Raw genomic sequence first — 20,473 nt, forward strand, 5'->3', positions numbered from 1 at the left:
TTTCAGATGGTAAGAAGCGATTCGCAGTTGAGGATTTCGAGTCATGGGTAAGCCGGTCAATCCGCCGTCAGGGGGCGCGATCGAGAACATCAATCTCAAGGACGCCCTGGAGGAGCGCTACCTCGCCTATGCGCTCTCCACCATCATGCACCGGGCGCTGCCGGATGCGCGCGACGGCTTGAAGCCCGTTCACCGCCGCATTCTGCACGCCATGCGCCTCCTGCGGCTCGATCCGAAGTCGGCGCCGAAGAAATGCGCCCGCATTGTCGGCGACGTGATGGGTCAGTTCCATCCGCACGGCGACCAGTCTATCTACGACGCCCTGGTGCGCATGGCGCAGGACTTCGCCCAGCGCTATCCGCTGGCGGACGGGCAGGGCAATTTCGGCAATATCGACGGCGATAACGCCGCGGCCATGCGCTACACCGAAGCCAAGCTGACGGAAGTGGCGCGGCTGCTGCTCGAAGGCATCGACGAGGATTCCGTCGACTTCCGTGAGACCTACGACCAGACCAACGAGGAGCCGGTCGTGCTCCCGGCGGCCTTCCCGAACCTGCTCGCCAACGGCTCGCAGGGCATTGCGGTCGGCATGGCGACCTCGATCCCGCCGCACAACGCCGCCGAACTCTGCGATGCGGCGCTGCATCTCATCTCGAAGCCGAATGCGACCTCCGAGCAGCTGATGCAGTTCGTGCCGGGCCCGGACCTGCCGACCGGCGGCATCATCGTCGACATGCCGGCCTCCATGGCCGAGACCTATCGCACGGGCCGCGGCTCGTTCCGCGTGCGCGCCCGCTGGGCGAAGGAGGATCTCGGCCGCGGCAACTGGCACATCGTCGTCACCGAGATCCCGTATTCGGTGCCGAAGTCCCGCCTCATCGAGAAGATCGCCGAGTTGCTGCAGGAGAAGAAGCTGCCGCTGCTCGCCGACGTGCGCGATGAATCGGCGGAAGACATCCGCGTGGTTCTGGAGCCGCGCGCCAAGACGGTCGATCCGATCATCCTGATGGAATCGCTCTTCAGGCTGACCGAGCTCGAGAGCCGCATCCCGATGAACGTGAACGTGCTCGCCGGCGGCAAGGTGCCGAAGGTGCTGGGGCTGGTGGAATGCCTGCGCGAATGGCTCGACCATCGCCGCGAGGTGCTGATCCGCCGCTCGGGCTTCCGCCTGGCGGCCATCGACAGGCGCCTGGAGATCCTGGGCGGCCTGCTCATCGTCTATCTCGACCTCGACCGCGTGATCAAAATCATCCGCGAGGAGGACGAGCCGAAGCAGGAGCTGATGCGCTTCTTCAAGCTCACCGAGCTCCAGGCCAACGCCATCCTCGACACGCGCCTGCGCTCGCTTCGCAAGCTCGAGGAGATGGAGCTCAAGCGCGAGCAGAAGAACCTGCAGGACGAGAAGGCCAAGATCGAGGAGCTTCTCGGCTCCGAGAAGGTGCAGTGGAAGACCATTGCGGGCGAGATCAAGGAGGTCCGCAAGACCTTCGGGCCCGAGACCGCCTTGGGCAAGCGCCGCACCTCCTTCGCCGAGGCGCCGGACACCTCCGACATCGACTTCGCGGAGGCCATGATCGAGCGTGAGCCTATCACGGTCATCGTGTCCGAGAAGGGCTGGATCCGCGCCATGAAGGGCCATCAGGCCGATCTGTCGGGCGTGCAGTTCAAGGGCGACGATGCGCTCAAAGTCGCCTTCTTCGCCGAGACCACGTCCAAGATCGTCGTGGTGGCGGATAACGGGCGCTTCTTCACGCTCGATGCCTCCAAGCTGCCCGGCGGGCGCGGCTTCGGCGATCCGATCCGCCTCATGGTCGATCTTGAGGAGGGCGCCGACTTCATCGCGGCCTTCCCGTACAAGGCGGGCTCGAAGCTCCTTGTAGCGGCAACGGACGGCCGAGGCTTCGTGGTGCCGACCGAGGAGATCACGGCGAACACCCGCAAGGGTAAGCAAATCCTCAACCTCGACGCGCCCGCCAGGATGGTGGTCTGCGCCGAGGCCGAGGGCGACCACGTCGCGATCATCGGCGAGAACCGCAAGCTCCTGATCTTCCCGTCGAAGCAGGTGCCGGAGATGACCCGCGGCAAGGGCGTGCGCCTCCAGCGCTACAAGGACGGCGGCGTCTCCGACGCCAAGGTCTTCAAGCTCAAGGAAGGCCTGACCTGGAAGGATACTTCGGGCCGCACCTGGACGGTCGCCAAGGAAGACCTGCGCGACTGGACGGGCGACCGCACCGAAGCCGGCCGCCTGCCGCCCAAGGGCTTCCCGAAGTCGAACAAGTTCGGAGAGTGAGCATCGGACAGTCACCCCGGATGGCTAGCGCCGTTCGGGATCACTTTCGGAGTTCTCCACGCATAACAATCCATGTCATGGCCGGGCTTGTCCCGGCCATCCCGATCATGGGGAGCGCCATTCTTTTCGAATCGAGATCACCGGCACGAGGCCGGTGACGACCTGCCCAGGATCAACCCGCCGTCCCGCCCGTCGTCTCCGTCGGGTTGTTCATGTCCGGCGGTACGGGACCGCGCTCTCCCGCTCCGCGTTCGAGTCGGGCTGCGATCTCGGCCACGTGCCGGCCCTGGAAGCGGGCGCCTCCGAGTTCGTTCTCGCTCGGCTTCCTCGAGCCGTCGCCGCCCGCAAGCGTCGTCGCGCCGTAGGGCGTGCCGCCCGTGATCTCGTCCATCTTGGTCTGACCCGGATAGGAATAGGGCAGGCCGACGATGATCATGCCGTGGTGGAGAAGCGTGGTGTGGAACGACGTGATGGTGGTTTCCTGCCCGCCATGCTGGGTCGCCGTGGACGCGAAGACGCTGCCGACCTTGCCGACGAGCGCGCCTTTCACCCACAGGCCGCCGGTCTGGTCGAGGAAGTTGCGCATCTGGGCGGCCATGTTGCCGTAGCGGGTCGGCGTGCCGAAGATGATGGCGTCGTAATCGCCGAGTTCGTTCGGGTCGGCCGTCGGCGCATCCTGGTCGATCTTCATGCCGGACTTGCGCGCAATCTCCTCCGGCACGAGTTCAGGCACGCGTTTGACGACGACCTCCGCGCCCGCGACCGAGCGGGCGCCCTCCGCGACGGCCTGGGCCATCGTCTCGATATGGCCGTAGGACGAGTAGTAGACGACCAGGATCTTGGCCATGGCGCACCTTCGTTTGCGTGAGGATTACGCAACGAACAAGATGCGGGCGGGGTTGTTCCGGTTCACTCGCCGAATGACCTGTCTGTTCGAGCCGCGCCGGGCCAAAGTCGTGCAGAGCCTGCGCGCTTCCACCTGCGGATTTATCGACCCGGCCCCTCCGTTTGGAGGGCTCGATCGCCGCGATCTTCCTTTAAGGAAGGGATAAGCCGCGAAGCGCAGGATCGGCTCACGCCGATCTTGAGGCCCAACGGCGGAATGCTTTTTTTCCGAAGGGAAGCCCTCATGATCGCTCGTTTCCTCTTGATTGCCGGCATTGCGGGCGGTTCCCTGATCGCCGCCAATCCGGCCACGGCCCAGTCCTTGCCGCTCGGGGCGGCGATCAATGCGATCGGCCACGCCCAGCGCTCTGGCGCCGCGCCATCGAGTTCCGACAGCGGCCGGATGTCCGGCAGCGGGCGCCCGAAAGGGGCCGCAACTCCTTCTCGCCCAGTCGCCCGGCAGCCCTACAGCGATCGGCCGGCCAGGAGGAAGCATCCCGTCAACATATCCCAGGACAATGGCTGAGGATTAGGCGGGAAAACTGCTCCGGCGTCGGCCGTCGGCCGAACGCCTTCGGGTGAATTCAACTCTCAATCCACCCGCTCCCAGCCAGGGGCGAGAAGCCGCTCCTGCGGCTTGAAGCGGGCCTTGTAGCCCATCTTCTTCGAGCCCTCGACCCAGTAGCCGAGATAGAGATAGGGCAGGCCCATCGCCTTCGCGCGGCGGATATGGTCGAGAATCATGAAGGTGCCGAGGCTGCGGTCGTGCATCTCCGGTGCGTAGAACGAGTAGACCATGGAGAGGCCGTCGCTCATCTCGTCCGTGAGGCCGACGGCGATCAGGTCGCCCTCGCCGCGGCCGGTGAGCCCGCTGTCGATCCCGCGCCGGCGATACTCGATCAGCTTCGTGTCCACATGGCTGTCCTCGACCATCATGGAGTAGTCGAGCACCGTCATGTCGGCCATGCCGCCGTCGGCGTGTCGCGTGTCGACGTAGCGGCGGAAGAGCGAATACTGCTCCGAGGTCGGACGGTTGGGCAGCGCATGGCCGATCAGATCGGCATTGTCCTTCAGAACCCGCTTCAGATTATCGGAGGGCTCGAACTCGTTCACGAGCACGCGAACGGACACACAGGCGCGACACGTGTCGCAGGCCGGTCGGTAGGCGATGGTCTGCGACCGGCGGAAGCCGCCCTGCGTGAGGATCTCGTTGAGCTCCCGGCCGCGGCGTCCGACGATATGCGTGAAGACTTTGCGCTCCTCCTTGCCCGGCAGATAGGGACATGCGGACGGGGAGGTGAGATAGAATTGCGGGGCGTCGCGGGGCTGGCTCGTCAATCGGGAAAGCCTCGTGGAGAAACCTTGAGCGCTACGTCAACGCCCAAGGATAACATTGGTGTCAGCCACGTCCAGGAAAAGAGGGCGAATGTCACAGGCGTTTGATTGCGAGCGCTCTGCGGCTCGCAGTCTTCCCCGGACAGGCATGACATCCACCACGTCATGGCCGGCCTTGTGCCGGCCATCCCGATCGGAAAACGCGGCGCCTCTCGAATCGAGATCACCGGCACGAGGCCGGTGATGACGAGCGTTGGTTTCGGATCGCGATAGATTACGCCCGCACGACCATCATGCCCGTGAGCAGATCGCGCAGGAAGCGCCGGTCGTCGCGGACGAAGCCGACGAGCACGTCGCAAGCCCAGAGCAGGAAGGTCGAGATCGCGACATAGAAGAAGAGCGCATGCACCGCCGCGGCCAGCGGCGACGCGCCTCTGCCGGTCTGCGGGTTGATCACGCGAAGGCCCATGTAGCGCATGCCCACGGTCGCCTGCGAGGACCCGCCGATGGTGACGGCGTTGTAGACGATGAAGATCAGGGCCGTGAGGGGCAGGGCGAAGAACAGCCCCCAGCCGAGGCCGAGCGTGATGATGCCGAGGAAGAAGATCCCGATGGAAATCAGGATGACCCAGAGCGCGATCACGACCAGATCGATGAGATAGGCCCAGAACCGCCGGGAGATGACGCCCTCCGTCAATCGGGTGTCCAGATCGTAGGACGGGTAGTTCAGCGTCGGCGGGTAAGGTCGGTTGACCATCTTTCTCTCCTCAGAAGGCGCTCTCGGGCAGGCTGCGGGATTCAATGCGCTGCGGCGCGAGCCCCTCCGCCGCAAGGGCCTCGAACACCTCTAATGTATGCGCTCGATCCCGCGTTTCGATAGTGATGTCGATGGACACGCCTTTCGCGGGCACGTCCAGGAACAGACGACCGTGGGAAACCTCGAGGATATTGGCGCCGAGACTCCCGAGAAGGCTCGCCACCCGCCCGAGCAGCCCCGGCCTGTCGTTCGAGGTGATGCGGAAGGACGTGATGCGGTCGTCCCGTTCCAGCTCGCGCACCATCACGGAGGCCAGGATTCGCGCGTCGATGTTGCCGCCGCAGAGCACGAGGCCGACCCGCTTGCCCTGGAAGCGCTCAGGGGCCGCCAGCATGGCGGCGAGGCCGGCCGCGCCGGCGCCCTCCGCCATGGTCCTCTGCAGGGTGGCATAGGCATTGACCGCCCGCTCGATCAGCGCCTCCTCGACGGGGATGATGTCGGACACGAGATCGCGCACGATGGGCAACGGGAGCTGCCCGACGGTCTTCACCGCGATGCCTTCCGCCAGCGTGGCGCCGCCGATGGGACGGTTCTCGCCCCGGATGGCATTGCGGAAGGACGGGTAGAGGGCTGCTTCCACGCCGACGATGTCGATCGAGGGTTTGAGGGCCTTCGCGGCGACCGTGATGCCCGAGATCAGTCCGCCGCCGCCGATGGGCACGACGATCTGGTCGAGATCGGGAGCGTCGGCCAGCATTTCGAGCGCGATGGTGCCCTGGCCTGCCATGACCTTCGGATCGTCGTAGGGATGGACGAAGATCAATCCGTCCTGCTCGGCGATCTCGCGGGCGCGGGCGGCGGATTCGTAGAGCGTCTCGCCGTCCAGGATGACCTGTGCGCCATAGGAGCGGGTGTTCTCCGCCTTCACCAGGGGGTGCCTTCCGGCATCACGATGGTGGCCGGGATGCCGAGGCGGCGCGCATGATAGGCGACGGCCTGGGCATGGTTGCCGGCCGACATGGCAATGACGCCGCGCCCGCGCTCGGCCTGGTCGAGGCTCTCCAACTTGGTGGCGGCACCCCGCTCCTTGAAGGAGCCGGTCGGCTGCATGTTCTCATGCTTCACGAACACGGTCGCGCCGGTGAGCTGCGACAGGCGAGGGGCGGGCACGAGGGGCGTTCGCAGGACTTGGCCCTGGATCGTCTCCGCCGCGCGCTTCACATCCTCGATGGTGATGGCGTATTCGGCCACGTTGTCCTCCGGAATTCTGATTATACGCCCTTACACGGGCCGTGGCGTTGGATCCCTGAATCCCAGCAGGCCGCCGGGCCGAAAGATCAGAAAGACGACAAGGGCCATGTAAAGTGCCATGTCGCGTATCTCGATCGGTAGATACGCCGACCAGAGGGTCTCGAACAATCCCACCGCGAAGCCTCCCAGCATTGCACCAGGGATCGAGCCGATGCCGCCGATGATGGCGGCGATCAGCGCCTTGAGGCCGTATTGAAAGCCGCCGGCGAAGCCCAAGCCGCCATATTGCGCGACGATCAGCATCCCCGAGAGCCCCGCCATGGCGCCGGCCAGCGCCAGCGTCTGGACGAGCAGGCGGGGTCCGTTGACGCCCATGAGGGCTGCCGCATGCGCATCGTCCGCGTAGGCCCGCCAGGCCCGTCCGAACCGCGTCGCCTGGACGAGCCAGAGGAGACCGAGAGCCGCGAACAGCCCGATGCCCGCCGTGATGAGCGTAATCGGCGTCAGGCTGACGATGAAGCCGTCCGCACGCGCGAGGGGCCAGGCTTCCGACCAGATCGGAGGGAGCCAGACCGTCACCGGGCTCTGCACGAGGCGCAGGTATTCCATCAGGAAGAGAGAGAACCCGACCGTCGCGATCAGGCTCGGCTGCGGGCTCGCGCTGACGATCCGGCCGATGGTGAAGTACCCGCCGACCGCGCTATGGATCGCGCCTGCGAAAAGAGCGGCCACGAGACCGGCCGCCAAGCCGAGAACGGGCGAGCTGGCGCCGAAACCCAGCACGACCGAGGCTCCGGCAATCGTCGCCGCCGAGCCGATCGCCGCGAGTTCGCCGAAGGCCAGATTGATCCGGCCGCTGAGGCCGAAGACGAGGGCGAAGGCGACGGACAACAGCGCGTAGATCGCCGTCCGAGGCAGGCTCACCAGGATCTGCTGCAGCCAATAGGCGGCATCCATGGGGATTTCGGCCACGTCGACAGCCTGCTGACTGCCGGGATCGCCCGCCGATCCCTCCGGCGTCTCGAGATAATAGCGCTTGAGGAGGTAGAGGCTGGCGCCGGAGAGCGGGCCTTCCTCGGTCGCAAGACCGGTCAGTTCAGCCTTGTTCGGGGAAAGCCCCTCCGCCACGAACTGGCAGATGGCGAAGCGCTCGAGGATCGGGCGGTCGTGGTACTGTGCCAGGTAATCCACCTGGAGGCTTCTCGGCACGGGACCCGTCTGGACGCGCTCGACGGTGATCGCCGCGCCGGGATTGAGAGCCGGCAGAGCGGAGCGGCAGACCCGCGCCTGCTCCGCATCGATGGACAGCCCGCAGGCGGTAAGCAGGCAGAGACTTAACAGGAGAGAAACGAACCGGGCGAATTTCAGGGACTGGTTCCTGAAAGCCTTGCCCAGCATTTTCCCTCGCCCTTGCAGGGAGGGGCAGGGGTGATCCGGTCGGGTGGCCCCCTCCCACGTCATGGCCGGGCCCGTCCCGGCCATCCCGATCCTGTAAGGCGCCGCGCTTTTCCAAGCGGGATCACCGGCACAAGACCGGTGATGACGAGGTAGGGAGCATAGCCAGTAATGGTCAGCCCTGGTTTTTGAGCTTTTGCGCGACCTGAGGGGCGAAATAGGTAAGGATGCCGTCCGCGCCAGCACGCTTGAAGGCCAGGAGGCTTTCCATCATCGCCCGTTCTCCGTCGATCCAGCCGTTCCCGGCCGCGGCCTGGATCATGGCATACTCACCGGAGACTTGGTAGGCGAAGGTCGGAACGGCGAAGCTGTCCTTCACCCGGCGCACGATGTCGAGATAGGGCATGCCGGGCTTGATCATGATCATGTCCGCGCCTTCCTCGAGATCGAGGGCGACCTCGCGCATGGCCTCGTCGGAATTCGCCGGATCCATCTGGTAGGTGCGCTTGTCGCCGACGAGGCACGTGCTGGTGCCGATGGCGTCCCGGAACGGGCCGTAGAAGGCGGAGGCGTATTTCGCCGCATAGGCCATGATCTGCACGTCCAGGAACCCGGCCTCGTCGAGACCCTCCCGGATAGCGGCCACGCGGCCGTCCATCATGTCGGACGGGGCGATGACGTCGGCGCCGGCTTCCGCCTGGAGCACGGCCTGACGCACCAGGAGCGCCACCGTCTCGTCGTTGAGGATGCGTTCGCCGTCCATCACGCCGTCATGGCCATGGCTGGTATAGGGATCGAGCGCCACGTCGCAGACGATGCCGATCTGCGGCACCGCCTTCTTGATCTCGCGCGCGGCGCGGCAGACCAGGTTGCGGCTGTTGAGGGATTCCGATCCCGTCGGATCGCGCAATGAAGGATCCGTGTAGGGGAAGAGCGCGATGGCGGGGATGTTGAGGGATGCCGCCCGCTCGGCCTCGCGCACAGCCTCTCCGATGGTAAGGCGCTCGACGCCGGGCATGGACGTCACCGGCTGCCGTCCGCTGGCGCCTTCGACCACGAAGATCGGCCAGATCAGGTCGTTGGCCGTCAGCACGTTCTCGCATACCAGCCGCCTCGACCACTCGGCCTTGCGGTTGCGTCGCAGGCGGTGGGACAGGTTCAGGGAAGAAGTGGGGGCTTCCTCCGAGGAGCGGCGGGGGAACGGCGACGGCTTCGACATAATCCTCACACGGCGCCGGCTTCGCTGCGCCGGCGGATGCCGAGAGGGTTAGCACATTTAAATCTCTCTAAAAAAGGGTTCGAGGTCGCAGTTCGGCCCGATCCGTGTGAAATTGGCCTCAACCCAGCCATGCATCGGGGGCTGCGCGGGTCTGTCATCCTTACCAACGTCATCACAGGCCTTGTATCCTCCCACCGTCATGGCCGGGCTTGTCCCGGCCACCCCGATCCTGTGAGACGCTGTGCCTGACGGATCGGGATCACCGGCACGAGGCCGGTGATGACGTCGCAAAAGCAATCCATCATGCTGATCCTCGGATCTGGATCGGCATGATTGCATTGACGGCTGGCCCGGGCCTTGTTCTAAGCCGCAACGCGATGAAGGAGTGTTTCATGGACGAGAGCGTCGAAGTCCTCTGCGAGACACAGGGCGAGGCTGGCATCATCACGCTCAACCGTCCACGGGCTCTCAACGCGCTGAACCTGACCATGGTGCGCGAGATGCGCCGGGCGCTCGACGCCTGGGCCAGGGATCCCGCCGTGACGCGGATCGTCGTCCAGGGCGCGGGCGAGAAGGCCTTCTGTGCCGGCGGCGACATCCGGCAGCTCACGGAAGACCTGCGGGCCGGCAAGCGCGATGAGGCGCTCGCCTTCTGGCGTGAGGAGTATCAGCTCAACATTGCCATCAAGCGCTATCCGAAGCCGTATATCTCCCTCATCGATGGGATCTGCATGGGCGGGGGTGTCGGCGTGTCCCTTCACGGCACGGTCCGGGCGGCGGGCGACCGCTACCTCTTCGCCATGCCGGAGGTCGGCATCGGGTTCTTCCCCGATGTGGGCGCGACCTACGCGCTCCCGCGCCTGCCGGGACAGACGGGCATGTACCTTGCCCTCACGGGCGAGCGGGTGAGGCGTGCCGATGCGGTGATGCTGGGTTTGGCGACCCATGCGGTGCCGAGCGGGAACATCGAGGGTTTGCGCCAAGCCTTGATCGCCGGTGACCCTGTCGAGGTGGCCCTGTCCCGGGTCGTGACGGATCCCGATCAGGCTCCTCTGGAGGCCGAGAGGGACCTCATCGATTCCTGCTTCTCCGCCGACAGCGTCACCGACATCCTGGCCCGCCTCGACCAGGCCGCCGAGAAAGGCTCCGACTTTGCCGCCAGGACCGTTGCCGGCATGCGGGCGAAATCGCCGACCAGCATGAATCTGGCCTTCGAGCAGGTCCGCCGCGGCGCAACCATGGATTTCGAGGAGGCCATGAGGACCGAGTTCCGCATCGTGTCCCGGATCGGTGACGGCCACGACTTCTACGAGGGCGTGCGGGCGGTCCTGATCGACAAGGACAACCAGGCGCGCTGGCAGCCCGCCTCCCTGGAGACGGTGGACCGGGCTGTGATCGAGCATCACTTCGCCAGCCTGGGCGAACGGGAATTGGAGATCGCCTGATGCCCCGCAACGGCAGCCAAACCCCATCCACCCATGCGGCACGGGAGTACCTGTCCGACCGGATCGAGGAGCGTCCCGTCGCCACCACGGTCATGCGCTGGAGCTTCGTTCTCACCTGGTTCATGCGGGTCCTGGCGATCCTCTGGATCATGAAGGGCCTGAGCGCCTGGGCGGTGATCCTCGGCGTCTGGACGCCGGTCGGGCAGTTCGAGGGGCGCTCGACGGGGTATCAGGCCACCATCATCTATTTCGCCTTGATCGACCTGATCGCCGCGGTCGGCCTTTGGATGGCCAGCACCTGGGGCGGAATCATGTGGCTCCTCGCCATCATGAGCCACCTGATTCTCGCAGCATTTTTTCCGGGAATCGTCTCCGGCGGCGTCATGACGCTGGCGTTCTTCCTGACGCTGATGGCGGTCTATCTCGGCGTCTCATGGCTGGCCGCGCAGGAAAACCACTGAGGAAAACCACTGATCGCGTGCAGCCTGCCAAGCTCCTCACGCAGAAGTGTATCCTCAAGAACACAGTTCAAAGTTACATAGGGGCCAAAGGCGGTCCAGACGCGCGGGGAGCACCGGGCAGGGCGGTTTGCCATAAAACGGCCCCGATGTTCCTCGCTTTCGATACCGTTCCTTAATCCTATCCCGGCACTTATCGCTGGGAAGGGGGCAGATGCGGACATTCGTCCGCCGCTTCCCTGATCGACAACATCTAACCGGGAAAGAGCCTGCGCTCATGTTCTCTCGCCGTACCCTCCTGACCGGATCGCTCGCCCTGATCTTCACGCCGGCTACCGGAGCCCTGGCCCAGCAATCCGCCCCGAGCCAGGCCGAGTGGTCGCAGAACTACGAGGCGGTGTCCCGCACCCGCGTCCAGCGCACCTCGACCCCGATGCTGTCCGCGGAAGCGCTCGCCGCCACCGAGCAGATGATCGAGTACTACCGCAACATAGCCGCCCGCGGCGGCTGGCAGCCCGTCCAGGGCGTCCAGGGCCTGCGCGTCGGCTCGAAGAGCCCGGCCGTGGTGGCGCTGCGCCAGCGCCTCATCATCACGGGCGATCTCGATCAGGCCGCCGGCGAATCGCCGATCTACGATTCCTACGTCGAGGCCGGCGTGCGCCGCTTCCAGGCCCGCCACGGCATCAGCTCCACCGGCACCGTATCGGCTCCGACCGTGGTCGCCATGAACGTTCCGGCCGAGATGCGCATCCGCCAGCTCGAGATCAACGTGGCCCGCCTGCGCAGCCTCATCGGCAGCGGACTTCCCAATCGGTATGCGGTCGCCAACATTCCCGCCGCTCTCGTGGAGACGGTGGAGGGCGGCGTCGTCCACACCCGCCACGCCGCGGGCGTCGGCAAGAGCGACCGCCAATCGCCGCTGCTGAACTCCAAGGTGGTCGAGGTCAACTTCAACCCGTTCTGGACGGCTCCTGCCTCGGTGGTCAAAAAAGACCTCATTCCGAAGATGCAGAAGGAGCCGAACTACCTGGCTGAGAACAGGATCCGCATCTTCAACGGGGCCGGCCAGGAGGTTCCCTCCAGCCAGATCAACTGGTTCTCGGACGAGGCGACCCGCTACCGCTTCCGCCAGGATCCGGGCGGTGATCTCAACTCCATGGGCTTCGTGCGCATCAACATCCCGAACCAGCACGGCGTCTACATGCACGACACGCCCTCCAAGGGCATCTTCGGCGACGATTTCCGCTTCGTCTCCTCGGGCTGCATCCGCATCCAGAACGTGCGCGACTACATCGAGTGGCTCCTGAAGGACACCCCTGGCTGGTCCCGCGAGCAGATCGACGCCACCTTCAAGTCCGGCGATCGCATCGACGCCCGCCTGGCGCAACCGGTTCCGATCCACTGGATCTACATGACCGCCTGGGCGACCCCGGACGGCCTCGTCCAGTTCCGCGACGACATCTACAACAAGGACGGCCTCGGCAACGCGATCCCGGTCGCCAGCCGCACCCCGACCGAGCCGGACGAAGAGATGTTCCTGCAGAACTGAGACCGTCGCGACGGTCTCTCGAATCTCACGTCATCGCCGGCCTCAGGGCCGGCGATTTCGTTTGTGGGGCGTGCCGCGCTCGACCTGGCTGACGGCGCCTATGCTCGGCCGTTCCGCACAACCCGTCAGACACCCACCTCGTCATCACCGGGCTCGTCCTGGTGATCCCGATGGAATGAAGCGTCGCGCTCTTCCAATCGGGATGGCCGGCACGAGGCCGGCCATGACGTGGCGCGTTGCCCCCCGGCAGCCCGTAGCCCCCCGCCGTTGCATTTCCGCAGGCGAGTAGGCATGTCTCCAGTGCGGGTTGGCGCGGTCAAGCCAGCCATGGTAAAGGCCTGGGCAATTCGGATCGAGCGGCCCGTTCCAGCCGGGCTCACAGGAAGACGAGGGTGACCCATGAGCGCGAGTGAAGCGGCACGCAGCCATCTGTCCAACAGCTTTTTCTCGGCGAGCCTTGCCGACGGCGATCCCGAGATCGCCCGCGCCATCGGGCTCGAACTCGGCCGCCAGCGCGACGAGATCGAGCTGATCGCCTCCGAGAACATCGTCTCCCGCGCCGTCCTGGAAGCCCAGGGCTCGGTGATGACCAACAAGTACGCGGAAGGCTATCCGGGCCGCCGCTACTACGGTGGCTGCCAGTTCGTCGACATGGCCGAGGAGCTTGCCATCGAGCGCGCCAAGCGCCTGTTCGACTGCAGGTTCGCCAACGTGCAGGCCAATTCCGGCTCCCAGGCCAACCAGGCCGTGTTCATGGCCCTGATGAAGCCGGGCGACACCTTCATGGGCCTCGATCTCGCCTGCGGCGGCCACCTGACCCACGGCTCCCCGGTCAACATGTCCGGCAAGTGGTTCAACGTGGTGAGCTACAAGGTGCGCGAGAGCGACCAGATCATCGACATGGACGAGGTTGCGGAACTTGCGCGCACCCATAAGCCGAAAGTGATCGTCGCCGGCGGCTCGGCCTATTCCCGTTTCTGGGATTTCGCCCGCTTCCGTGAGATCGCGGACGAGGTCGGGGCCTTCTTCATGGTCGACATCGCCCACTTCGCGGGCCTCGTGGCAGGCGGCGCGCATCCGTCGCCGTTCCCGCACGCCCATGTGGTCACCACCACCACCCACAAGACCCTGCGCGGCCCGCGCGGCGGCATGATCCTCACGAACGAGGAGGATATCGCCAAGAAGGTCAATTCGGCGATCTTCCCCGGCCTCCAGGGCGGCCCGCTCATGCACGTGATCGCCGCCAAGGCGGTGGCCTTCGGCGAGGCCCTGCGTCCCGAGTTCAAGCTCTATGCCCGCTCGGTGGTCGATAACGCCAAGGTTCTCGCCGACACCATGCTGGCCGGCGGCTACGCCATCGTGGCCGGCGGCACGGACAACCACCTGATGCTGGTCGATCTGCGCCCGAAGAAGCTCACCGGCAAGGCGGCGGAAGCGGCCCTCGGCCGCGCGCACATCACCTGCAACAAGAATGGCGTGCCCTTCGACCCCGAAAAGCCGATGATCACCTCCGGCATCCGCCTTGGCACCCCGGCGGCCACCTCGCGCGGCTTCGGCGTCGCCGAGTTCAAGCGGGTGGGCGAGTTGATCGTCGAGACGCTCGACGGGCTCGCCAAGCACGGTGACGAGGCCAATGCCTCGGTTGAGGAATCGGTCAAGCAGCGTGTGCACGAGCTGACCCGCCGCTTCCCGATCTACGGTTGATCGAGAAGCCAGAGTGTGGCCGGACCTTCCGCTCCTGCGTCATTACCAGCCTTGTGCCGGTGATCCCGATTGTCCGAGGTGCAGCGCTCTTCCGATCGGGATGGCCGGGACAGGCCCGGCCATGACGGCTAATGGTTGTTCTCAGATGGCCGGCATCGCGTTCCGGATATGTGTGGCCTTGAAAAATCTTGATCTGGATCTGCGGGTAGAAGGCTGATGCGCTGTCCCTATTGCGGGAGCCTGGACACCCAGGTGAAGGATTCCCGTCCCACGGACGATTCCTCGTCCATTCGCCGTCGCCGCATCTGCCCGGATTGCGGCGGCCGCTTCACGACCTTCGAGCGCGTGCAGCTGCGTGAGCTCACGGTCCTGAAGCGCTCGGGCCGGCGGGTGCCGTTCGATCGGGACAAGCTGCAGCAATCGGTCGAGGTGGCCCTGCGCAAGCGTCCGGTCGATCCGGAGCGGGTCGAGCGGATGATCAACGGCATCGTGCGCCAGCTCGAGAGCATGAGCGACGGCGAGGTGCCGAGCGAGACGGTGGGCGAGCTCGTCATGGAGGGCCTGAAAGGGCTCGACGACGTGGCCTATGTGCGCTTCGCCTCCGTGTATAAGAACTTCCGTGAAGCCAAGGACTTCGAGGAAATTCTCGGCAAGCTGGCCGAAGGCGAGGGGGACGAGGATCTGCCGCCTCCGCCGAAGAAGAAGCGCGTACAGACCGAGCAATGAACTCCCCGGGGGCGACAGGGCGACAATCCGATCGGGCCATTCAGGACGAGCGCTTCATGCGCCTCGCCATTGCTCTCGGTGAACGCAATCTCGGCCTGACCTGGCCGAATCCATCCGTCGGCTCGGTCGTCGTGGACGAGAGCGGGGATGCTCCGGTGATCCTTTCGCAGGGCGCCACTCAGGCCGGAGGCCGGCCCCATGCCGAGCGCGTGGCCCTGGCGGCCGCCGGCGAGCGCGCGAGGGGCGCGACGCTCTACGTCTCCCTCGAACCCTGCTCGCACCACGGCAGGACCGCGCCTTGCGCGGATGCGGTGGTCGAAGCGGGAGTGACACGGGTCGTATCGGCACTCGAGGATCCGGATTCGCGCGTCGCCGGGCTCGGCCATGCCCGGTTGCGGGAGGTCGGGATCGACGTGACGGTCGGCTGCCTCGCTAGGGATGCCCGCCGCGCCCATATCGGCCATATCACCCGCGTCACGAAGGGGCGGCCTGCGGTCACGGTGAAGCTCGCGCGCAGCACCGAAGGCTTCGCCGGTTCGCGCCAGGGCCCGCGCCTGATGCTCACGGGCGGTATCGCCAACGCAAAGGTTCACCTGATGCGCGCCCATGCGGACGCGATCATGGTCGGAGCCGGGACCCTTCTCGCCGACGATCCGCTGCTGAACGTCCGCCTCCCGGGTCTCGAAGCCCGCTCGCCCATCCGCATCGTCGTCGATTCTCACCTGCGCACGCCTCCGACCGCTCGCGCGGTGGCCGGTGCACGGGACATTCCGACCTGGATCGTCACGACCGTCGCCGCTCCCGTCGAGGCAGAGAAAGCGCTTACAGCCCACGGCGTCGAGGTCTTGCGGGTCGCGGCCGACGAGAGCGGCCGTGTCCTGCTGCCGGAAGCCCTGCAACTCCTCGGCACCCGCGGCATCACCCGTGTTTTCTGCGAGGGCGGCCCCGAGCTGGCGGATGCGCTGGCCGAGGCCGACCTCGTCGACGAACTGGTCCTGGTCACCGGCCGCTCGGCCAGGGGGCAGGGCGACGTTCCGGCCCTCGGCCCGTCGCTCCAGGATTTCATGGACCTTCTCGATTGCTGGGCCGAGGAGCAGATCGGCCCCGATCTTTTCATGTTTTGGGAGAGACCCTGATGTTTACGGGAATCGTCACCGATGTCGGTGAGATCGCGACCGCCGAGGGGACTCAGGGAACCCTGAAGCGCTTGCGCATCCATGCGTCCTATGACCCCGCCACCATCGCGCTCGGTGCGTCCATCGCCTGCGGCGGGCCGTGCCTGACAGTGGTGGCCGTCGGCCCCCGCGACGGCGGCTGCTGGTTCGACGTGGATGCCGCCGCCGAAACCCTGGAGCGCACCACCGTGGGCGACTGGCAGTCCGGCACCAAGGTCAATCTGGAGCGCTCGCTGAAAATCGGCGACGAACTCGGCGGCCATATCGTGACCGGGCACGTGGACGGCGTTGCCACCATCGTGGGCAAGAGTCGATCACCGCCGGCGACGACCCGTGGGGGCCGACCGCCCGCTTCGTCATCAAGGCGCCGCATGCACTGGCCCCCTTCATCGCGGAAAAGGGCTCCGTCTGCCTCGACGGCACGTCGCTCACGGTGAACTCCGTGAACGACGACATGTTCTCGGTGCTGATCATTCCCCATACCCTGAGCGTCACGACCTGGGGCGACCGGCAGGTGGGCGACAAGCTCAACCTCGAGGTCGATCTCATGGCCCGCTACGCCGCGCGGCTTGCGGATGCGCGCCGGGCGGAGTAGGTGAACCCTAACGTTTCCCGTATCCAATACACCACCCTCATCCTGAGGAGGCGCGTCAGCGCCGTCTCGAAGGATCAGGGCGTCTCCGGTGCTCTCTGGACCCTCCTTCGAGACGCAGCCTCCAGCTGCTCCTCAGGACGAGGGCAGAGAGACTGTCAGAATTCTGAACGGATTTCATATGGTCGCGCCTTCCGATAAGCCGAAAAGCCCCCGTCCGCCGGTTCCCGGCGCCCGCATCCTGGTCGTCGAGGCCCGCTTCTACGACGACATCGCCGACGAGCTTCTGCGCGGCGCGAGTGACGCGGTCGAGGCGGCGCAGGCCAGCATGGACGTGCTGACCCTCGATGGTGCGCTCGAAATCCCCTCCACCATCGCGATCGCGCTCGATGCCGCCGAGAAGGCCGGCAGGCCTTACGACGCCGTCGTGGCTCTGGGCTGCGTGATCCGCGGCGAGACCGGGCATTACGACATCGTGGCCGGCGAGAGCGCCCGCGCCCTGATGGACCTCTCCGTGGGCCGCCGCATTCCGCTGGCAAACGGCATTCTCACCGTCGAGAATGACAAGCAGGCCTGGACCCGCGCGAGCGTGAATGAATTGAATAAGGGCGGTGGAGCGGTGGATGCGGCTCTCGCCGTCCTGCGCATCAAGCGCCAACTCGTGGAGGCCTGATCATGACGAAGCCAGCAGAGCGCTCGGCCGCTCGCCTCGCTGCCGTCCAGGCCCTTTATCAGATGGACGTGTCGGGCAAGACCGTGCTCGATGCGCTCGCCGAGTTCGAGGCCTTCTGGATCGGCCGCGAGGTCGAGGGCATCGAGTTCCAGCCGTCGGACAACGTGTTCTTCCGCGACATTCTCTCGGGCGTGGTCAAGAACCAGCGCGAGATCGACGTGAAGATCGACAACGCGCTGGCCAGCGACTGGCCGCTGAAGCGCATCGAGGCGGTGCTGCGCGCCATCCTGCGCGCGGGCGGCTATGAACTGATGTTCCGCAAGGATGTGCCGGCCCGCGTCGTCATCACGGAATACGTGGACGTGACCCACGGCTTCTACGGCGAGGACGAGCCCGGGCTCGTGAACGCGGTCCTCGACAAGGTCGCCCGCGACGTCCGCCCGGGTGAGCTCGAAAAGAAGGCCGCCGGCCAGGGCAAGCGCTGAAGGCGGCCGGACACTGGGAAATGGGTCGCAAAGCGGGGCGCTGCACTCGACGAGAAACGAGAGCGCGCTTCCTCCCCACGTCATCACCGGCCTTGTGCCGGTGAGCCCGATGATTTGAGGCGCTGCATTCTTCCGCATCGGGATGGCCGGGACAAGCCCGGCCATGACATGAGAGAATGGCTCGTCCGCACCCCACCCTGACTTCCTCCTCAATATGGGGAGGGAAGGAGTCGCGTCTGTCCATGAGCGTGCAACGACCTTCGGAGGACAGCCTGATCGCCCGCTTCTTCGCGCCCATCGCCGGCGAAGGGGCCCTGAGCCTCAAGGACGATGCGGCCCGCCTCACGCCGAAGCCCGGCCACGACCTGATCCTCACGGTCGACGCGCTCGTGGAGCGCGTCCATTTCCTGCCCGAGGATGCTCCCGGATCCGTAGCCCGCAAGGCGCTCGGCGTGAACGTCTCGGATCTGGCCGCCAAGGGCGCCGACCCGGCCGGTTTCCTGCTGAGCCTCGCTCTGCCCGACGACTGGACCGAGAGCTGGCTCGCCGAGTTCGCCGATGGGCTTGGAAAAGCGTCACGGGATTTCTCCTGCCCGCTCCTCGGCGGCGATACCGTGAAGGCGAGGGGGCCGTTGACCCTGTCCGTCACCGCTGTCGGGCAGGTTCCGGCTGGCCGGATGGTTCTGCGCACGACGGCGAAAGCCGGCGACGTCATCTGCGTCACCGGCACCATCGGCGATGCAGCCCTCGGATTGAGACTCCGCTCCGCTCCAGCCTGGGCCGAGGGCCTGTCGCCTGAGGAACAAGCGCATCTCGCCGACCGCTATCTCCACCCCCGGCCGCGTCATCGCCTCGCGGCAGCCCTGCGAAGCCATGCCAGCGCCGCCATGGACGTCTCGGATGGCCTCGCCGGAGATCTCGCCAAGATGATGCGGGCAAGCGGCGTCGGCGCCCTCATCGAGGCCGACCGGGTGCCGCTGTCGGCTGCCGCCGCGAAGGCTGTGCAGGCTTCGCCCGACCTGCTCGACCTCGCCCTAACCGGCGGGGACGACTACGAGATCCTCTGCACCGTGCCGGAAAAGAATCTCGACAGTTTCCGGAAAGAGGCCGATAGGGTCGGGATCACCCTGTCCGTCATCGGCCGAGTCGTCTCAGGACATGACCTGCCGGTCTTTCGGATCAACGGTCTCGAAAGACGCTACGATGTCGGCTCCTACCAGCATTTCTGATAGTTTATTCGAGGCCCCTTCCAGCGACGCCATTGCCAAGCACAACGCCGTCGTTCTGGCCGTCGCCATGGCACTCGGTGGCTCGAGTCCAGCCATCGTCGTGTCGCTCGGCGGCCTCGTAGGGCAGGCGCTCGCATCGAACAGGGAACTGGCGACACTTCCCGTCAGCCTGCTCAATCTCGGGCTGGCGCTCGGCACCATCCCGGCCGCCATGCTGATGCGCAAGGCCGGGCGGCGCATCGGCTACATCATCGGTGCAGGGATCGGCCTTGCAGGCGGCTGCCTAGCCGCCTTCGGCATCGCCTCGTTCAGTTTTACCTTGTTCTGCCTCGGTACCCTGATTATCGGCAGCTACGGCTCCTTCAATCAGAGCTACCGCTTTGCCGCGACGGATTCCGCCTCCGAAGCCTTCAAGCCCAGGGCGATCTCCTGGGTCATGACCGGAGGCCTGGTGGCTGGCGTGATCGGGCCGCAAACCGTGATCTGGACCCGGGACGCGGTCCAGGCAGCTCCTTTTGCGGGAGCGTTCCTGGCACAGGCGACCCTGGCCCTGCTCTCGATGATCGCCATTTCGTTCCTGCGACCGGCACCGGTCAGCCCTACGTCCACGAAAGCGGCCGGCCGGCCCCTGATCGAGATCGTGCGTCAGCCCCGGTTCATCGTGGCCGCGGTCACAGGCCTCGTATCCTACAGTCTCATGACCTTCATCATGACGGCAGCCCCTTTGGCGATGATCGACTGCGGCCACTCGATCGGCGCGGCGGCGCTCGGCATCCAGTGGCATATCCTGGCCATGTTCGGCCCGAGCTTCTTCACCGGTCGCCTGATCGCCCGATTCGGCAAAGGAAAGGTGACGGCCACGGGTCTGGTTCTGATTGCTCTGTCTGCCCTCATCGGCCTGTCCGGCATCGGCATCGCCCACTTCTGGACAGCGCTCATCCTTCTCGGGGTCGGATGGAACTTCGGCTTCATCGGCGCGACCGCCCTGGTGACCGACTGCTACCGGCCGGAGGAGCGTGCCAAAGTCCAGGCGGCCAACGACTTCCTCATCTTCGGCTCAGTCGCCATCGCCTCCTTCTCTTCAGGGAAGCTCCTGAGTGCGGGTGGCTGGGAGAGCGTGAACTGGCTGGTCTTCCCGCCCGTCCTCATCGCACTAGTTCTGCTAGCTTGGCAGCAGAGGATGAAGGCGGTCGCACCCGCTTAAAGTATTAAGGCGTTCCTGTGGGTTCTGCGTGCAGGATTGTTGCGAACGGACTAGTTTTTTGTCACCAAATATGACGTTCGCTGGGGGTGGAGGTCCTTCAA

At 65.7% G+C, this 20,473-nt stretch carries 17 protein-coding genes and 2 pseudogenes; 13 read left to right on the plus strand and 6 right to left on the minus strand.

What is annotated here, in order from left to right:
* The first annotated feature begins 43 nt into the window (after positions 1-43).
* A complete protein-coding gene (gene parC / locus ACD578_RS08250; RefSeq protein WP_404292221.1) occupies positions 44-2,290 on the plus strand; it encodes a DNA topoisomerase IV subunit A in 2,247 nt (748 codons plus the stop codon).
* A 172-nt stretch (positions 2,291-2,462) separates the two neighbouring features.
* Here the strand turns inward: parC and wrbA are convergent, their stop codons facing one another.
* Positions 2,463-3,137 (minus strand): NAD(P)H:quinone oxidoreductase, encoded by a 675-nt coding sequence (wrbA, locus tag ACD578_RS08255; RefSeq protein WP_404292223.1) that lies wholly within the window; start codon positions 3,135-3,137, stop codon positions 2,463-2,465.
* Positions 3,138-3,419: 282 nt separating this feature from the next.
* Here wrbA and ACD578_RS08260 point away from each other — a divergent pair, with 282 nt between their 5' ends.
* Positions 3,420-3,701, plus strand: coding sequence for a hypothetical protein (locus ACD578_RS08260; protein ID WP_404292225.1), 282 nt, complete (start codon positions 3,420-3,422; stop codon positions 3,699-3,701).
* Between the two features lie 65 nt (positions 3,702-3,766).
* On the opposite strand, the gene ACD578_RS08265 is transcribed toward ACD578_RS08260, so the two are convergent.
* From ACD578_RS08265 to hemB, 5 genes and pseudogenes are all read right to left on the minus strand, one after another.
* Complete coding sequence (locus tag ACD578_RS08265; RefSeq protein ID WP_404292227.1) at positions 3,767-4,513, minus strand: arginyltransferase; 747 nt, start codon at positions 4,511-4,513, stop codon at positions 3,767-3,769.
* 271 nt (positions 4,514-4,784) lie between these two features.
* Positions 4,785-5,267 carry an RDD family protein gene (locus tag ACD578_RS08270; RefSeq protein WP_404292229.1) on the minus strand — a complete coding sequence of 161 codons (483 nt, stop codon included), beginning with the start codon at positions 5,265-5,267 and terminating at the stop codon, positions 4,785-4,787.
* Between the two features lie 10 nt (positions 5,268-5,277).
* A pseudogene (locus tag ACD578_RS08275) lies at positions 5,278-6,533 on the minus strand (threonine ammonia-lyase).
* Between the two features lie 15 nt (positions 6,534-6,548).
* Positions 6,549-7,916 (minus strand): branched-chain amino acid ABC transporter permease, encoded by a 1,368-nt coding sequence (locus tag ACD578_RS08280; protein WP_404292231.1) that lies wholly within the window; start codon positions 7,914-7,916, stop codon positions 6,549-6,551.
* 172 nt (positions 7,917-8,088) lie between these two features.
* On the minus strand, positions 8,089-9,132 hold the full coding sequence (gene hemB, locus ACD578_RS08285) for a porphobilinogen synthase (RefSeq protein ID WP_404292233.1): 1,044 nt from the start codon (positions 9,130-9,132) through the stop codon (positions 8,089-8,091).
* A 392-nt stretch (positions 9,133-9,524) separates the two neighbouring features.
* Between hemB and ACD578_RS08290 the strand changes: the two genes are divergently transcribed.
* The 11 genes and pseudogenes from ACD578_RS08290 to ACD578_RS08340 all read left to right on the plus strand — a co-directional run bounded on the left by ACD578_RS08290 (position 9,525) and on the right by ACD578_RS08340 (position 20,372).
* The gene (locus ACD578_RS08290; protein WP_404292235.1) at positions 9,525-10,577 is read left to right on the plus strand and encodes an enoyl-CoA hydratase/isomerase family protein; all 1,053 of its coding nucleotides are present in this window, start codon (positions 9,525-9,527) and stop codon (positions 10,575-10,577) included.
* On the plus strand, positions 10,577-11,038 hold the full coding sequence (locus tag ACD578_RS08295) for a hypothetical protein (protein WP_152709232.1): 462 nt from the start codon (positions 10,577-10,579) through the stop codon (positions 11,036-11,038). Before ACD578_RS08290 ends, ACD578_RS08295 begins: the two co-directional genes overlap by 1 nt.
* A 274-nt stretch (positions 11,039-11,312) precedes the next feature.
* On the plus strand, positions 11,313-12,584 hold the full coding sequence (locus ACD578_RS08300; protein WP_404292238.1) for a murein L,D-transpeptidase: 1,272 nt from the start codon (positions 11,313-11,315) through the stop codon (positions 12,582-12,584).
* Positions 12,585-12,983: 399 nt separating this feature from the next.
* The gene (glyA, locus tag ACD578_RS08305; RefSeq protein ID WP_404292240.1) at positions 12,984-14,288 is read left to right on the plus strand and encodes a serine hydroxymethyltransferase; all 1,305 of its coding nucleotides are present in this window, start codon (positions 12,984-12,986) and stop codon (positions 14,286-14,288) included.
* A gap of 216 nt (positions 14,289-14,504) precedes the next feature.
* A complete protein-coding gene (nrdR, locus tag ACD578_RS08310; RefSeq protein ID WP_152709242.1) occupies positions 14,505-15,014 on the plus strand; it encodes a transcriptional regulator NrdR in 510 nt (169 codons plus the stop codon).
* Positions 15,011-16,150: a bifunctional diaminohydroxyphosphoribosylaminopyrimidine deaminase/5-amino-6-(5-phosphoribosylamino)uracil reductase RibD gene (gene ribD, locus ACD578_RS08315; RefSeq protein WP_404292242.1), complete on the plus strand. Its 1,140-nt coding sequence runs from the start codon at positions 15,011-15,013 to the stop codon at positions 16,148-16,150. The genes nrdR and ribD overlap by 4 nt, the downstream gene beginning before the upstream one ends.
* Positions 16,150-16,784 (plus strand): annotated as a pseudogene (locus tag ACD578_RS08320) (riboflavin synthase). The gene ribD and the pseudogene ACD578_RS08320 overlap by 1 nt, the downstream one beginning before the upstream one ends.
* Positions 16,785-16,962: 178 nt before the next feature.
* Entirely contained in the window at positions 16,963-17,454 is a 492-nt protein-coding gene (gene ribH / locus ACD578_RS08325) for a 6,7-dimethyl-8-ribityllumazine synthase (protein ID WP_404292244.1), read from the plus strand.
* A gap of 2 nt (positions 17,455-17,456) precedes the next feature.
* Positions 17,457-17,939 (plus strand): transcription antitermination factor NusB, encoded by a 483-nt coding sequence (nusB, locus tag ACD578_RS08330; protein ID WP_404292247.1) that lies wholly within the window; start codon positions 17,457-17,459, stop codon positions 17,937-17,939.
* Positions 17,940-18,181: 242 nt separating this feature from the next.
* Complete coding sequence (gene thiL, locus ACD578_RS08335) at positions 18,182-19,168, plus strand: thiamine-phosphate kinase (RefSeq protein WP_404292249.1); 987 nt, start codon at positions 18,182-18,184, stop codon at positions 19,166-19,168.
* Entirely contained in the window at positions 19,143-20,372 is a 1,230-nt protein-coding gene (locus tag ACD578_RS08340) for an MFS transporter (RefSeq protein ID WP_404292251.1), read from the plus strand. Before thiL ends, ACD578_RS08340 begins: the two co-directional genes overlap by 26 nt.
* Positions 20,373-20,473: the final 101 nt, after the last annotated feature.

The sequence above is a fragment of the Microvirga sp. RSM25 genome (genome assembly GCF_044784385.1).
GTDB lineage: Bacteria > Pseudomonadota > Alphaproteobacteria > Rhizobiales > Beijerinckiaceae > Microvirga > Microvirga tunisiensis.